This is a genomic window from Rhodococcus sp. P4_B6 (genome assembly GCF_056402215.1).
Map to the genome: position 1 here is coordinate 24,715 of NZ_JBFUHV010000073.1, position 14,767 is coordinate 39,481.

Annotated in this window: 17 protein-coding genes and 1 pseudogene; 12 read left to right on the top strand and 6 right to left on the bottom strand. The window is 68.4% G+C overall.

The annotated features are described in order from the left end of the window. Window positions 1-548: 548 nt before the first annotated feature. From AC1DWT_RS28535 to nrdH, 3 genes and pseudogenes are all read left to right on the top strand, one after another. A pseudogene (locus AC1DWT_RS28535) lies at window positions 549-822 on the top strand (nucleotidyltransferase domain-containing protein); the annotation flags it as partial. Between the two features lie 260 nt (window positions 823-1,082). After that, window positions 1,083-1,424 carry a YciI family protein gene (locus AC1DWT_RS28540; RefSeq protein WP_072941977.1) on the top strand — a complete coding sequence of 114 codons (342 nt, stop codon included), beginning with the start codon at window positions 1,083-1,085 and terminating at the stop codon, window positions 1,422-1,424. A gap of 126 nt (window positions 1,425-1,550) precedes the next feature. Then, window positions 1,551-1,778, top strand: a complete 228-nt coding sequence (gene nrdH, locus AC1DWT_RS28545; protein ID WP_095860565.1) for a glutaredoxin-like protein NrdH — start codon at window positions 1,551-1,553, stop codon at window positions 1,776-1,778. An 18-nt stretch (window positions 1,779-1,796) separates the two neighbouring features. Here nrdH and AC1DWT_RS28550 read toward each other — a convergent pair whose 3' ends face one another. After that, the gene (locus AC1DWT_RS28550; protein ID WP_206015460.1) at window positions 1,797-2,342 is read right to left on the bottom strand and encodes an Lrp/AsnC family transcriptional regulator; all 546 of its coding nucleotides are present in this window, start codon (window positions 2,340-2,342) and stop codon (window positions 1,797-1,799) included. A 203-nt stretch (window positions 2,343-2,545) separates the two neighbouring features. On the opposite strand from AC1DWT_RS28550, the gene AC1DWT_RS28555 reads away from it, so the two are divergent. From AC1DWT_RS28555 to AC1DWT_RS28570, 4 genes are all read left to right on the top strand, one after another. Next, window positions 2,546-3,937: an NAD(P)/FAD-dependent oxidoreductase gene (locus AC1DWT_RS28555; protein ID WP_206016263.1), complete on the top strand. Its 1,392-nt coding sequence runs from the start codon at window positions 2,546-2,548 to the stop codon at window positions 3,935-3,937. Between the two features lie 135 nt (window positions 3,938-4,072). Beyond that, window positions 4,073-4,999 (top strand): metal ABC transporter substrate-binding protein, encoded by a 927-nt coding sequence (locus tag AC1DWT_RS28560; RefSeq protein ID WP_338051575.1) that lies wholly within the window; start codon window positions 4,073-4,075, stop codon window positions 4,997-4,999. Beyond that, on the top strand, window positions 4,996-5,733 hold the full coding sequence (locus tag AC1DWT_RS28565) for a metal ABC transporter ATP-binding protein (RefSeq protein WP_387489432.1): 738 nt from the start codon (window positions 4,996-4,998) through the stop codon (window positions 5,731-5,733). The genes AC1DWT_RS28560 and AC1DWT_RS28565 overlap by 4 nt, the downstream gene beginning before the upstream one ends. Before the next feature lie 6 nt (window positions 5,734-5,739). Then, complete coding sequence (locus AC1DWT_RS28570) at window positions 5,740-6,630, top strand: metal ABC transporter permease (RefSeq protein WP_095860569.1); 891 nt, start codon at window positions 5,740-5,742, stop codon at window positions 6,628-6,630. 3 nt (window positions 6,631-6,633) lie between these two features. Here AC1DWT_RS28570 and AC1DWT_RS28575 read toward each other — a convergent pair whose 3' ends face one another. Then, the gene (locus tag AC1DWT_RS28575) at window positions 6,634-7,524 is read right to left on the bottom strand and encodes a universal stress protein (protein ID WP_206015458.1); all 891 of its coding nucleotides are present in this window, start codon (window positions 7,522-7,524) and stop codon (window positions 6,634-6,636) included. After that, the gene (locus tag AC1DWT_RS28580; RefSeq protein ID WP_477923226.1) at window positions 7,521-9,344 is read right to left on the bottom strand and encodes an amino acid permease; all 1,824 of its coding nucleotides are present in this window, start codon (window positions 9,342-9,344) and stop codon (window positions 7,521-7,523) included. The genes AC1DWT_RS28575 and AC1DWT_RS28580 overlap by 4 nt, the downstream gene beginning before the upstream one ends. Window positions 9,345-9,600: 256 nt before the next feature. Here AC1DWT_RS28580 and AC1DWT_RS28585 point away from each other — a divergent pair, with 256 nt between their 5' ends. After that, complete coding sequence (locus tag AC1DWT_RS28585) at window positions 9,601-10,077, top strand: hypothetical protein (protein WP_095860572.1); 477 nt, start codon at window positions 9,601-9,603, stop codon at window positions 10,075-10,077. Window positions 10,078-10,086: 9 nt separating this feature from the next. Here AC1DWT_RS28585 and AC1DWT_RS28590 read toward each other — a convergent pair whose 3' ends face one another. From AC1DWT_RS28590 to AC1DWT_RS28600, 3 genes are all read right to left on the bottom strand, one after another. Further along, the gene (locus tag AC1DWT_RS28590) at window positions 10,087-11,298 is read right to left on the bottom strand and encodes an RNA polymerase sigma factor (RefSeq protein WP_206015456.1); all 1,212 of its coding nucleotides are present in this window, start codon (window positions 11,296-11,298) and stop codon (window positions 10,087-10,089) included. A gap of 1 nt (window position 11,299) precedes the next feature. Next, entirely contained in the window at window positions 11,300-11,662 is a 363-nt protein-coding gene (locus AC1DWT_RS28595; protein ID WP_206015455.1) for a YciI family protein, read from the bottom strand. 157 nt (window positions 11,663-11,819) lie between these two features. Next, complete coding sequence (locus tag AC1DWT_RS28600; RefSeq protein ID WP_072942439.1) at window positions 11,820-12,374, bottom strand: helix-turn-helix domain-containing protein; 555 nt, start codon at window positions 12,372-12,374, stop codon at window positions 11,820-11,822. A gap of 83 nt (window positions 12,375-12,457) precedes the next feature. On the opposite strand from AC1DWT_RS28600, the gene AC1DWT_RS28605 reads away from it, so the two are divergent. The 4 genes from AC1DWT_RS28605 to AC1DWT_RS28620 all read left to right on the top strand — a co-directional run bounded on the left by AC1DWT_RS28605 (window position 12,458) and on the right by AC1DWT_RS28620 (window position 14,597). Continuing rightward, window positions 12,458-13,132 carry an AzlC family ABC transporter permease gene (locus AC1DWT_RS28605; RefSeq protein ID WP_072941998.1) on the top strand — a complete coding sequence of 225 codons (675 nt, stop codon included), beginning with the start codon at window positions 12,458-12,460 and terminating at the stop codon, window positions 13,130-13,132. After that, the gene (locus tag AC1DWT_RS28610; RefSeq protein WP_072942000.1) at window positions 13,129-13,452 is read left to right on the top strand and encodes an AzlD domain-containing protein; all 324 of its coding nucleotides are present in this window, start codon (window positions 13,129-13,131) and stop codon (window positions 13,450-13,452) included. Before AC1DWT_RS28605 ends, AC1DWT_RS28610 begins: the two co-directional genes overlap by 4 nt. 17 nt (window positions 13,453-13,469) lie before the next feature. After that, window positions 13,470-14,294 (top strand): MBL fold metallo-hydrolase, encoded by an 825-nt coding sequence (locus AC1DWT_RS28615; protein ID WP_072942002.1) that lies wholly within the window; start codon window positions 13,470-13,472, stop codon window positions 14,292-14,294. A 129-nt stretch (window positions 14,295-14,423) separates the two neighbouring features. Beyond that, window positions 14,424-14,597 carry an adenylate cyclase gene (locus AC1DWT_RS28620; protein WP_072942004.1) on the top strand — a complete coding sequence of 58 codons (174 nt, stop codon included), beginning with the start codon at window positions 14,424-14,426 and terminating at the stop codon, window positions 14,595-14,597. The last annotated feature ends 170 nt before the right edge of the window (window positions 14,598-14,767 follow it).

A 14,767-nucleotide genomic window follows, 5' to 3' on the forward strand; every position in this document is an offset into this window, starting at 1 on the left:
CCGAGTCCGAACCCCTGCCACTATCGCGCATCACCGTGCCTCACGCCGAACACCCCGGACCGACGGAGCGTCACATCGATCTCACTGCCCGCACAACATGGATGGACCGGGCGTTGAATCGACGGTCGATCGATCACTACTCAGGTCCACTGGAGAAAATGACCATCAAGCCCAGCCACGTCAGCGCAGTAGCCTCTGTCGTCGACGTCGAGGCCGCCGTTACCTGGTACACGAGTTTCTTCGACCGACCTGCCGACCGTCACACCGGACTCGCCGAATGGCAGCTCACCGGTGACGCGGCCCCGCCGGCCGGTACTCGATCCGTACGGCGCCGGCCACCAGGCGGTCACTCCGCACGCAAACGGCATGCACGACGTCCCCGCCGAACCCGAGCACCACGACATCACCCCGCAGCCGGAAGATCGAACAAAGCACCAAATACGCTGTTGGGTATGACTTTTCGATTACAGAATCCACCGATTCCGAGACAACGACAGTCGGGGCGGCGGAGAGTACCTGAAACAGTGAGGCCCACGCTCGACGGTGACGTGCTCGCTGCACTGGGCGCCGCATCCGAGGCGAGGTTCACGACCGGCCAGTTGCACCGGGTGCTGCACCGCCATTCGAAAGAGGGGATACAGAAGGTGCTGCAACGATTGAGCAAGCAGGGCACGGTATGCCGCCGTGTTCGGGTCGGCGGCAAACGGAACGATGACGATCGACAGTGACATCGACCTCTTCCTGGTCCGGCCGGATCACGCCTCGGATGAGCAGTGGGATGAGCAGGTGGCGGAACTGATGGCCGAGGTCACCAGATGGACCGAGCCGAACAGCTCTTCCACCTGGCCGAGACCGGTCGCGACGTCGCCGACGAACCTGGACGGTGTCGATGATGCGGTCACGACATTCTGGGTGCACGCGGGCATCGCAACATCGGATGTCATCCACTGCGCCCGACCGCCGAACCGTCACCGTGGCAGATGATCGAACTTGCGTTCGACTGAAATCGCTTGTCGGCGTGGTCCCCTAATGTCGTGTCTATCCTGAGTCCGCCATTCCGACGCGAAGAAGGAGTCGACCCGATGACGAAGTACCTGATCTCGTTCCCGAGTGGTGCCATGGTCATTCCCGACGGGGATCTGCAGGCAGTGTCCGATGCGTCGCACGCGGTGGTTCAAGAGGCGAAGGACGCCGGCGTCTGGGTGTTCGGCGGTGGCATCGACGAAAGTGTTCCACCGGTCATGGTCGACGGGGACGGAACGGTGACCGCGGGCACGTACCCGCAGACGACTCAGCTCGAAGGCGGCTACGCGGTACTGGAACTGCCGTCCCGTGAGGCGGCACTGGAATGGGCCGCGAAGCTCGCAGTTGCCTGCCGGTGCGCGCAGGAGGTGCGCGCGTTCGGGTACGACCCCGCCAGCTGACCGGTCTCGACCTCGCTGGGAATCGCCCACGAGGCTCCGCCGTCGCCGCTCGCCGGGCGAACCGGGACCGGAACGCATATGCTTCCGGTCCCCCGCCGGCACACATCAGACAGAGCGGAGCGCACGATGACCATCACGATCTACGCCAAACCGGCCTGCGTGCAATGCACCGCCACTTACCGCGCCCTGGACAAGGAAGGCCTCGACTACACGGTCGTCGACATCACCCGCGACCTCGACGCCCACGACTACGTGCGGGCTCTCGGTTACCTGCAGGCGCCCGTCGTCGTGGCCGGTGACGACCATTGGGCCGGTTTCCGGCCCGACCGCATCAAGGCCCTCACCGCGGCCTGACCGAGGCGCGCCCACCCCTCAGCGGCCTGAAGATTGCTCGACCTGAGGCGCCCGGAGCCGCGGGCGCACATGTTCGAAGATCAGGATGGTCTCGGTCGAGGCGACCGCAGGGTGCGCGCTGAGGTGGTCGAGGACGAAACGCCTCAACTCCTCACTGCTGCCGGTGGCGACGTGGATGAGGTAGTCGTCGGCGCCCGCGATGAAGTACACGTTCAGCACGTCCTCGAGGGTGGCGAGTTGCTCGGCGAGCTGCCCGAGGTGCTGTCTTGCATTGGCCTGCACGCGAACTGCGATCATCGCCTGCAGATCCCTGCCGAGGGTGGCGGGGTCAATGTCGGCGTGGAAGCCGCGGATCACTCCACGGTCGATCAGGGAGCGCACCCGACCCAGGCAGGTCGACGGGGCGATGCCCGCGAGCGCGGCGAGGGCGTTGTTGGGCGTACGGGCGTCCCGCGAGAGTTGATCGAGGAGGATCCTGTCGATGTCGTCGATCGGCGCCCCCGCTCGAACATCATTCGATCGCGGGCCTTCGGCATACGGCGTGCCCGGAACATTCTTCTTCATCGGCCCAGTCTAGAGAATTTTCTTCTTTCACCTTGGATTCGGTGCGCCGATTGTTCACCATTGGTGCCTGTCAGCCGAATTTTCCGGCAGACCTTCACGAACCACAAGCACCGCCCGCACCACCGTCCCACTCCCCTGGTCCACGGCTGCAAATGCCCCGACACCGAGATCGTCGCTTCCCAGCGTGATCGGAAAGGCTCATGATGAGCAACCCCCAGTCCCCGCCCGCACGCCACCGCGTCGTGGTGATCGGATCCGGCTTCGGTGGGTTGTTCGCGATCAAGGCCCTCCGCCGCGCGGACGTGGACGTCACGGTGATCGACCGCACCACCCACCACCTGTTCCAGCCTCTCCTGTATCAGGTGGCGACCGGTATCCTCTCCGAGGGCGAGATCGCCCCGTCGACGCGGATGATCCTCAAGGACCAAGCGAACGCCGCCGTCCGTCTCGGTGAGGTCACCGGCATCGACCTGACCGAACGCACGGTGACGTCCGAACACCTCGGGCAGGCCACCGTCACCGGGTACGACAGCCTCATCGTGTCCGCCGGGGCACAGCAGTCGTACTTCGGCAACGACCACTTCGCCGAACACGCCCCGGGGATGAAGTCCATCGACGACGCCCTCGAACTCCGCGGCCGCATCCTCGGCGCGTTCGAGCAGGCGGAAGTGACCGCCGACCCGCAGGAGCGGGCACGCCTGCTCACGTTCGTGGTGGTCGGTGCCGGGCCCACCGGCGTCGAGATGGCCGGTCAGATCGCCGAACTCGCCCACCGAACCCTCGTCGGGGCCTACACCAACTTCGACCCCCGCGACGCGCGGATCATCCTGCTCGACGCGGCCTCCGCGGTACTGCCGCCATTCGGTGACAACCTGGGTTCGGAGGCGGCGGAAACCCTCGAAAAGCTCGGTGTCGAGGTGCGACTGGGTGCGTCGGTGACCGACGTCGACGCCGGCGGACTGACCGTCCGGGATGCGGAGGGCACCGAGCACCGCATCGCGTCCGTCTGCAAGGTCTGGTCCGCGGGGGTGGCGGCGAGCCCACTCGGCGCGCAGCTCGCCGCCCAGTCGGGTGCCGCCCTCGACCGCGCCGGCCGAGTCGCCGTCGACGAAGACCTCACCCTGCCGGGCCATCCCGACGTGTTCGTCGTCGGCGACATGATGTCGCGTGATCGCCTGCCCGGCGTCGCCCAGGTCGCGATTCAAGGGGGCCGCTACGCCGCGAAGCGGATCGCCGCCGAGGTCGCCGCGGCGGCCAAGGGACGCCCGGCGCCGGAACGGCCACCGTTTCGATACCGCGACAAGGGCTCGATGGCCACCATTTCCCGGTTCAACGCGGTCGCCCAGATCGGCGGCGTCGAGCTGACCGGCTTCCTTGCGTGGATCATGTGGCTGGCCGTGCACGTGGTCTACGTCGTCGGGTTCCGGAGCCGTGTCGCCACCCTGTTGTCGTGGGCCTGGACCTTCCTCGGCACCTGGCGCGGGCAACTGACCAACACGCATCAGCAGATCACCGCCCGCAATGCGATCGCGCAGCTGCACAGCCTCGAGCGTCGTATTGAGGATGCGGACGCCCCTGTCGCGCAGGCGAGCTGACGGTCTCGTCCGCCGTGGGCGCGCGTCGTGAACGACGCGATCTCGCCCCGCCGGGCACGCAGCTCGAAGATCCGCACTTGTGGTTTCGGCGAGCCAAACATTATGATTCGCCACGTGAAAACAACGTCCTTCAAGGTGGGTGCGCGACGACGGCCGGCGACCGCTGCCGCGGTACTGACAGTGCTGGCCGCGACGCTGATGCTGTCCGGGTGCGGCAAGGGCGACGGGCCCGCCGACGACAAACCGGTGGTGCTGACCACGTTCACCGTGCTCGCCGACATCGCCGCGAATGTCGGCGGCGAGCACCTGACCGTCGAGTCGATCACCAAGGCGGGCGCGGAAATTCACGGATACGAGCCCACCCCGGGCGATATCAAGAAGGCCGCGCAGGCCGACCTGATCCTCGACAACGGCATGAACCTGGAGGCCTGGTTCGGCCAGTTCGTCGACGGGGTGGACGTCGAGCACGTAGTCGTCAGTGAGGGCGTCGAACCGATCGCCATCGGTGAAGACGCGTACGCGGGGAAACCGAATCCGCATGCCTGGATGTCACCGCTGAACGTGCAGATCTACGTCGACAACATGGTCGCCGCGTTCAGCGAACTCGATTCCGCTCATGCCGCCGACTACCGCTCCAACGGCGACGCGTACAAGGCGCAGTTGCAGGCCGTGCAGGACGAGTTGGTCGCCGAACTGGGCGCACTGCCGGTCAACGAACGGGCGCTGGTCACGTGCGAGGGAGCGTTCTCGTACCTGGCCCGTGACGCGGGGCTGACGGAGAAGTACATCTGGCCGGTCAATGCCGAGCAGCAGGCCACTCCCCAGCAGATCGCGTCGACGATCGAGTTCGTGAAGCAGAACCGGGTTCCGGCGGTGTTCTGCGAGTCCACGGTGTCGGATGCGCCGATGCAACGGGTCGTCGAAGCGTCCGGCGCCGCGTTCGGTGGCACCCTGTACGTCGACTCGCTGTCCGAGGCGGACGGGCCCGTGCCGACGTATCTCGATCTGATCCGGCACGACGCCGACACCCTCACCTCCGCACTGAACGGGCAGCGGTCGTGACCGCGCAGCCGGCCGTCGAGGTCGAGGACGTCACCGTCCACTACGGCGACGTCCTCGCGCTCGACCGAGTCTCCCTCGCCCTTCGCCCCGGACGCGTCTGCGGACTCGTCGGCATGAACGGCTCAGGAAAGTCCACCCTGTTCAAGACGATCATGGGCACGGTCAAACCCGACGCCGGCGCGGTCCGCATCAACGGCGCGGCGCCGGCCGCGGCGCGCAAGGCCGGGGTGCTGGGGTACGTCCCGCAGAGCGAGGACGTCGACTGGACGTTCCCGCTCTCGGTGCGGGACGTGGTGATGACCGGCCGGTACGGGCGCATGGGACCGACCCGGAGGCCCGGAAAGGCCGACCGCGAGGCCGTCGATCACGCTCTCGAACGCGTCGAACTCACGGACCTGGCGGACCGGCAAATCGGGCAACTGTCCGGCGGCCAGAAGAAGCGCACGTTCGTTGCCCGGGGAATCGCGCAGGGCGCCACCATCCTTCTCCTCGACGAACCGTTCGCCGGGGTCGACAAACGCTCCGAGGCCACCATCACCGCGCTGCTGCGTGAACTCGCCGACGCGGGCGCGGCGATCCTGGTCTCCACCCACGACCTGCATGCGCTACCCGATCTGGCCGACGAAGCGATCCTGCTGCTGCGCACGGTGCTGATGCACGGCGACCCGGCGGTCGTGCTGCAACCGGAGAATCTGGCGGCCGCGTTCGGCCTCGACGTGATGACAAGGACCTGAGAATCAATGGACGTCATCGATTTCTTCGTCGACCCCCTGCGCTACGACTTCATGGTCCGCGCGCTGATCACCACCCTGATCGCGGCGGTGGTGTGTGCGGTGCTGTCGTGCTGGCTGGTGCTGATCGGCTGGTCGCTGATGGGTGATGCGGTCTCGCACGCCGTCCTGCCCGGCGTGGTCCTGGCCTACATCGTCGGCGCCCCGTTCGCGATCGGCGCGGTGATCTTCGGATTCCTGGCCGTGGCACTGATCGGATTGGTCCGCGACACCAGCCGGGTGAAGGAGGACGCCGCGATCGGCATCGTGTTCTCCACACTGTTCGCCCTCGGACTGGTGCTGGTCTCGGTCACCCCCAGCCAGACCGATCTGAACCACATCATCTTCGGCAACCTGCTGGGCGTCAGCCGGTCCGACCTGGTCCAGATCGCGATCCTCGGGGCGTTCGTGTTCATCGCACTGATCGTCAAGCGCCGCGACTTCACGCTGTACGCCTTCGATCCCACCCATGCGCACGCCATCGGCCTGAACCCGCGGCTGCTCGGGGCGGCGCTGCTGGGGCTGCTGGCCTTGACGGCGGTGGTGGCTCTGCAGGCCGTCGGCGTCATCCTGGTCGTGGCCATGCTGATCATTCCCGGGGCGACGGCGTACCTGCTGACCGACAGTTTCCATCGGATGCTGATCATCGCCCCGGCGGTCTCGGCATCCTGCGCCGTCATCGGCCTGTACCTGAGCTATCACCTCGACACCGCCAGCGGCGGCATGGTGGTGCTGTCCCAGGGCGCGGCCTTCGCGCTGGTCTATCTGTTCGCGCCGCGGCAGGGCGTGATCGGTCGCCGGATCACCGCGTCCCGGCGTCGCCGGGCATCCACGTCCGCGGCGGTGGTGGCCGAGCGCTGACGGTTATGCCGCCGGTGCGTGTCTCGGCACGATCATCACGGGCACGGGAGCGTGCCGCAGAATTTTCGAGGCGGCCGAGCCGAGGAACACGTGCGCGGCGGGTCCGGCGGCTCCCGACCCCAGCACCAGCATGTCGTCGGGTTCCCAGGACACGGCCTCGACCGCCGCGCGCCAGTCGGTGCCGCTGCCGATCTCCACGTCCACGTCGGGAACCGGGATGCGGGCGCGAACCGCGTCGAGTTGCCGGGCGATGTCGTCGGTTGTCCGGCGCGTCCACTGCTGGACGACGAGATCCTCGGTCGATTGCTCGATCGCGCCACCGAACCTGGACACCGGCCGCACCGTGAACGACACGATCCGCAATGTCGCCGGCCACCGTGCGGCCATCTCGGCGGTGGCGGCGATGAGGCCGTTGACGTCGGCTTCGCCGCCGTAGGCGGCGGTGAGCCTGCGGATCGGTCCGGGCGCCGGTGGGTAGCCGCGCGGCGCGATCGCGACGGGCACTGCCGCGGTGTGCACGAGCCGTTCGGTGACGCTGCCCAGCGCCACCCGGCCCAGCAGACCGGACGACGACGACCCGACGACGACGAGGGTGGCGTCGTGGGTGGCGACGAGTTCGATCAGCCCGGTGGGAATCGAGGTCGATCGGTGGACGACGGTGGGGATGTCCAGGTCGCCCGGCAGACCGCCGACCACCCCGTCGAGTGCCCGTGACGCCTCCGCGGTGACGTAGCGCAGGTATTCGCGGTCGATGGGGTCGTCCTTCCCCGGCCACGGCTGTTCCACGATCGCCGCGGCGACGACCGTCTCCCCGGTCCAGCGCGCTATCCGTGCCGCCAGGTGCAGCGGCGCGGTCCCCTGACGGCTCGAGCTGAATCCGGCGATGATCGTCATCGAGCGGATTTCCCTGCGCCGATCGGATTGACCACCACGTGTGTCACCGGCACATCGTGCTCGGCGCGGGCGCGGTCCACGACGTCGAACCGGTGCCACACCGACTCTTCGGGTGGCAGCGTGGAGATGACGATCTGATCCGGATGGAACGACTCGACGCCGGCGGCCAGTGCGCGCAGCGGCCGGTAGTCCCCCACCTCGCCGTCCGCGTCGAGGTCCTCCGAGCGGAGCGTCGACAGCGTGTCGTCGAGTCGCTGCCGGGCGACTTCCCGGGTCGCTTCCGCGACGTCGAGCGGGCCGTGGGTAGCGGCGGTTCCGGTCTCGATCGGGCTGGCAGRCACGACCACGAAGTAGGTGGCATCCCGATCCGCGTCGATGCGACGGAGCTCGTCGAGCATTTCCTTGGACTGGACGGTCTGGTTCGCCAGCACCAGCACGCGGTGAGGTCGTGCCGTTGCCGCGACCCCTTCCACGACGGGACGCCGGCCCACGAACCACTTGTTCGCGAGGAACAGCACGATGACGACGGCCCACGACAGCAGGCTCAGCACCAGTTGCGACCGCACATCGTCTTGCAGATACATCTGCACCAGGATCGCCACGATCGCGGCCGCGGTGATGATCGACACCACCGGGAACAGCCACATCTTGACCCGCAACTCCGAGTCCGGGGTGCGGTACCGCAGCACGATCTGCGAGACGGCGATGAGCAGGTAGACGAACAGGATGACCGCACCGCTGGAGTTCAGCAGGAAGGCGAAGACGGTGTCCGGTGACACTGCCGCGGCGATGACGCACAGAAAACCGATGACCGAGGACGCGAGTATCGCGATAGCGGGCACCCCTCGACGCGTCACCCTGACCAGCTGCGCAGGCGCCTCCCGGCGCGCAGCGAGGACGAACAGCATGCGGGAGGCGGTGTACATGCCCGAGTTGAGACAGCTCAACACGGCCGTCAACACCACGGCGTTCATGATGTGGTCGGCGTACGGGATCCCCATTTCGGTGAACGCGGCGACGAAGGGGGACGCGGCCGCATCCTCGTCGTTCCACGGCAGGATGGTGGCCAGCAGGAACGTGGAGCCGACGAAGAACACCGCGATCCGCACGATCACCGAGTTCGCGGCCTTGGTCACCGCCCGCTCCGGATCCGCCGACTCCGCGGCCGCAATCGTCGCGATCTCGGCGCCGACCATGGAGAAGATCACCGTGACGACGCCGACGGTGACGGCCATGGCGCCGAAGGGAAGGAACCCGCCGTGGCTCCACAGGTTGGAGAAGTCGAGTGCCTTGTTCGGCCACACGCCGAGCACGAACAATGCGCCCAGCGCGATGAACACCACGATCGCGGCGACCTTGATGCCGGCGAACCAGAATTCGAACTCGCCGAACGACGACACGGAGAACAAGTTCGTCGCCGTCATCAGGATCATCAGAACAAGCGCGGACAGCCACAGCGGGATGTCGATCCAGTACTGGATGATCGTCGCGCCGGCGATGGCCTCGAAGCCGACGACAATCACCCAGAAGTACCAGTACAACCAGCCGACGGAGAAACCGGCCCAGTTACCCAGCGCGGCGCGCGAATAGTCGGCGAACGACCCGGTCGACGGATTGGCCACCGCCATCTCGGCCAGCATCCGCATGACCATGATGATCAGGACCCCGGCAAGAGCGTAGGTGATGAAGGCTCCCGGCCCGGTGTCGCCGATGACGACGCCCGAGCCGACGAACAGGCCTGCGCCGATCACGCCGCCGATAGCAATCATCGTCAGCTGCCGCTGGCTCAGCGCCTTCTTCAGTGCGGGTGTTCCGCTCATGTCATCCCTCCGATGCTTCACGCGCCGGCGTGCTCGCTCCTGGCGAGACCGACTGTCGGAGTCCGAAGGGTGGTTCGGCTGGGCGACGTCGAGGGGGGGCTTCGGCCGCAGGGCCTCGAAATTCAATCGTAGGCCGCGGCACCGGTCCGGCGAGCGGGATTCGATGTCCGTCCCTTCGCGCCGTTTACCGGCCTCCGCGGCGGGTATCAATACGGTGACGTCCGGAGTGAGACCGCCGAGAACGAAGGTTCCGCTGATGACACTCGTGCCCCGGGTCGCGGTCGCGCTGATCGCCGCAGGCCCACTCGCCCTGTTCCTGGCCGCGCCCGCCGCCGCGGACCCGCCGGACGTGACCCTGGCCGCCGCGGTTGCCGGGAGCACCGTCACGACGACGCTCACCAACGACACCGGTGCGGACATCGTGTGCGGACTCGGCGGACTGCGGGCGGCGGACGACATCGTGAACCCCGAGTCCGTGGCGGTGTTTCACCGATCGAATGTGGTGATCGGGCCGGGACCGCGGGAGTTCGTGTTCGAGGCGGTACCCGACGGCGACTATCTGATCCACTGGATCTGCAGCGAGAACGCCGGTCCCGGTGACGAGGTGTGGGGTTCGGCGCCGCTTCCGGAGGCCGCGTACGCGAAGCCTGCGACGGCGGAACCGCTCCCCGTCACCGTGCGAACGCAGACGTGTTTCGGATCGTTGTGCCTGCCGCCGGGGCTGGGTCTCTGAGCGCGCGCGTCATCCGATCGAATCGCGCTGTGTCCGAAGGAATTCCCGCTCGGCCGCGTTCTCGGTGCGGTCGTGTGCCGCGTCGTAGGCGCGGGCGGCCTCGACGGGGCGCCCGAGGCGGCGGAGAAGGTCGGCCCGCACCGCGTGGTACAGGTGATAGTCGTCGAGGTCGAGCTGGTCGACGAGCGCCAGCCCCTCCGCCGGACCCCGTACCTCCGCCACGGCGACGGCCCGGTTCAACGCCACCACCGGGCTCGGCGCCAGCGACATCAGCTGGTCGTACAGCTGCAGGATCTGCCACCAGTCGGTGTCGGCGGCCGTCTCGGCGTCGCTGTGGACGGCGTTGATCGCGGCCTGGATCTGATACGGGCCCGGTTTGTTGCGTCGCAGGCAGTCCCGCACCAGAGACTGTCCCTCGGTGACGAGGTCGCGATCCCACCGACTGCGGTCCTGGTCGGGCAGGAGCACGAGTCGCCCGTCGGCGTCGGTGCGGGCGGCGCGCCGCGATTCGATCAGCAGCATCAACGCGAGCAGCCCGGTGACCTCCGGTTCGCGGGGCATCAGGGCGGCCAGGACCCGGCCGAGTCGGAGGGCCTCGGCGCACAGATCCGCCCGCGTCAGCCGGTCCCCCGAACTCGCCGTGTACCCCTCGTTGAATATCAGGTAGACGACAGCCAGGACGGTGCGGAGACGGTCCGGGAGATCGGTCTCGTCCGGCACCCGGTACGGGATCCGGGCGTCCCGGATCTTCCGCTTGGCCCGGACGAGGCGCTGCGCCATGGTCGGCTCGGGCACCAAGAAGGCGCGGGCGATCTCCGCGGTGCCGAGTCCGCCGAGGAGGCGCAGGGTCAGTGCGACCTGGGCGGTGGGTGCCAGCGCCGGGTGGCAGCAGGTGAAGATCAGGCGTAGCCGGTCGTCGTGCACGGCGCCCTCCTCCGTCGGTTCGTCGCGGGCGAGCAGCAGCGCGGCCTGCGCGTGCCGGTCGTGCCGGGACGCCTCGCGCCGGAGTCGGTCGATCGTGCGGTGCCGGGCGGTGGTGATGATCCACCCTGCGGGGCTCGGTGGCAGCCCGGCCGACGGCCAGCGCTGCACCGCCTCGGCGAAGGCGTCCTGGACGGCATCTTCGGCGAGATCGATGTCGCCGAACACGCCGACCAGGACGGCGACCGCGCGACCGTGTTCGGTGCGGAACACGTGTTCGATGTCGGCGGTGCCGATCACGTCAGTGGCTTCCGGCCCCGGCGTGGTGGGCGAACGGCCGGACCTCGATGGGCAGCGTCGTCGCCCGGGTGAGCTTGCGACCCCACCCGAGCGCGACGTCCAGGTCCGGGGCCTCGACGATGGTGAATCCGCCGAGATACTCCTTGCCTTCGGTGTAGGGGCCGTCGGTGACGAGCACGTCGCCGCCGCGGGCCCGCATCACGGTCGCGGTCGTCGGGGCGCACAGTCCCCCGCTGAACACCCAGGCGCCTGCGGACACCATCTCCTGGTTGAGGGCGTCGAGGTCGTCGGCGATCTTCGCGAGGACGTCGGGTTCGGGAGCGGGACCGTCGGGCTGGTACACGCTCAACAGGTACTGGGTCATGTCGGGTTCCTCCTCGGATCGGAAGGTCGGCTCCTCGGGATGTGCTGTGGCCGGCCGCCACCTCCTATACGAACGCCGGCCCCCCGAATCGACACTGTGCACGAAAAACACTGTGCACGAGGAAACACTGTGCACGACGAAGTTGCCCCGGGTGCCGTCAGTTGTGCTCGGACACCAGCACGGCGCGGGTCCCCGGCTCCAGCGCCTCGAACACGTGTGCAACATCGCCCGGGTAGGCGATGTAGTCACCGGGCCCGAGCTCGACGGGGGCGCTCGCGAGGCCGACGAGTGCGCGCCCGGCGCTGAGGATGACGTGCTCGACCACGCCGGGCATGTGCGGTTCGGATTCGCGGGCCGGTCCCGGTTCGACGGCGAGGCGGTAGAGGTCCCGGCGCGCGGACGGCGGGCAGGACGCGACGAGGGTGGCGCGGTAGTCGGCCCGGTCGGAGGTCAGTTCCGGTCCCTCGTCGGCCCGGATGACCTGGACGCGCGGGCGGGGCGGATCGAGGAGTTGCGACATCGGCACATCCAGCGCCACACACAGGGCCCACAGGGTTTCGACGCTCGGGTTCCCGCCTCCCGATTCCAGTTGGGACAGAGTGGATTTCGCAACCCCGGCACGGCGGGCGACCTCAGTCAGGGACATGCCCGACCGTTCGCGCTCGCGGCGCAGCGAGGGGCCGATGTATCCCAGCGGGGATTGCCCGTCCATGATTCCCTTCCCGAGGCTGTTCATTATTTCGGTCGTCTCGTTCGACTTGACGAACAATACGCCACCTGTTCAGTATATAAGTCATGCGTTCGATGAAGCGAACACTCGGCTCGCGGGACCTCCGGAACATCGCGCTCGTGTGCCTGGCCGACGGACTGGTCGGCATGTCGTACGGCGCGATCGCGGTCGGCTCGGGGCTCGGCGCATGGCTGCCCGTCGCATTGTCGGTGCTGGTCCTCGCCGGTTCCGCGGAGTTCCTGTTCGTCGGCATCGTCGCGGCCGGCGGCAGCCCGATCGCGGCGACGATCGCCGGACTGCTGGTGAACGCGCGGCACCTGCCGTTCGGTCTGGCGGTCGGTGACGTGCTCGGGCGGGGGCTCCGGCGCGTCGCGGGCAGTCACCTGATGAACGACGAGTCGGTGGTGTTCGCGCTCGGAGAGACGGACCCGGACCGCAGGCGCGCCGCGTACTGGGCGTGCGGTGTGGGGATCGCGGTGTGCTGGCCGCTCGGGGCGCTGCTCGGCGCGCTGGCGGGCAACGCGATCGGCGACCCCGCCGCGCTCGGTCTGGACGCGATGTTCCCGGCGGTGCTGCTGGCCCTGGTGCTGCCGGCGCTGCGTGATCGGGACGTGCGGGTGCCTGCGCTGATCGGTTCCGTCGTCGCCCTGGCGGCCACGCCGGTCCTGCCCGCCGGGCTTCCGGTGCTCGCAGCGCTGGTGGGTCTGCTCGCGGGTGTGCGGCGGACGGTGCTGCGGTGACCGGGCACCTCGTGTTGATCGGGTCGGTCGGGGTGCTCGCGGCGGGCACGTTCGCGTTCCGATTCGCCGGGCCGGTGCTGCGGCCGCGGATCGCGACCCGGCCCTGGGTGGAGCGGACCATGGCGTCGGCCGCCGTGGTCCTGCTCACCGCCCTGGTGGGCACGGCGGCGCTCACCGAGGGCCACGACCTCGCCGGAGTGGCGCGTCCCACCGGGGTCGTCGTCGCGGGCCTACTCGCCTGGCGGAAGGCGCCTTTCGTCGTCATCGTCCTGTCCGCTGCCGCCGCGGCCGCCGGATTGCGGCTCCTCGGCGTGCCGTGAGGATGCATCATCGAGGGGTGTTATTTCATCTCTGTGCCACGTGCGGCGTCGAACAGGACCCGAACACCCCGCTCCCCGACGAGTGCGCGATCTGCGCCGACGAACGCCAGTACATTCCGCTCGGCGGGCAGGAGTGGACCACCGTCGAGGCGCTGGCAGGCGCGGGGTACCGCGCCGTCGAACACGAAGTCGAGCCGGGACTGCACGGCCTGTACGTGGACCCGAAGACCGCGATCGGTCAGCAGTCCCTGGTGATCAGCACCCCCGCCGGGTCGCTGCTGTGGGATCCGATCGGATTCGTCGACGCTGCGGCCGTCGACGCCGTCGCCGCGCACGGCCCGGTCATCGCCGTCGCGGGCAGTCACCCGCACATGTTCGGTGTCCAGACGCAGTGGTCGACGGCGCTCGGTGAGGTGCCCATCCTGGTGGCGGAGGCGGACCGCTCCTGGCTGGCGCGTTCCGACGGGCCGATCGTGTTCTGGTCCGGCACCCACGAGGTGGCGCCGGGGCTGACCCTGCACCAGATCGGCGGGCACTTCCCGGGCAGCGCCGTCGCGCACTGGCGCGGCGGCGGCGACGGCCGGGGTGTGCTGCTCACCGGCGACGGCGTGTTCCCCAACCCGGACCGCCGCACCGTGTCGTTCCTGCGGTCGTACCCCAACCGGCTGCCGCTGTCCGCGGCGGTGGTGCGGCGCATCGCGGACCAGTTGTCGCACCTGGAGTTCGACCGCATCATCGGCAACTTCGACAACGTCATCGACCACGACGGCCGGGAGGCGCTCGAGTATTCGGCGACCCGGCACTGCGCCTGGGTGACCGGGGAGTTCGATCACCTCACGTGACGGTCGCGGAACCGGCCACGGCGCCGGGCGGCGCCTTCGAGGGGGCACTGTAATCGTTCTTCCCCGCCGACGCGGCGATAGCGGCTACCCTCCGCAGTAGCGTGAGCAGCGACTGAGGAGGTAGGTCTGATGGACTTGACAGCAATTGGTGTCGGTTTCGGCTACGTGGTCGTAGTCCTCACCATTCTTGTCGTCGTGGTCGGGGTGACGGCCCTGTTCGTGTTCTCGATCAAATCGGATTTCATCCCCCCGGACTCCACCGGAACCCCCTCGGGCAGGAAGCGGATCGGCCGGGCGGAATAGCCGCGTCGAGCACCGGAAGGCGGGCAGTCCCTCACGGAGGGGCTGCCCGCCTTCGTACGTGGCGGGGGCGGCGGGTCTTCTGGATCGATTCCGGCCGCGGGCGCAGGGAAGCACGCCTTACTGAGACGCTCGAGGACAAGGCGACTACCGTGACAGGAGTCGCCTATTTT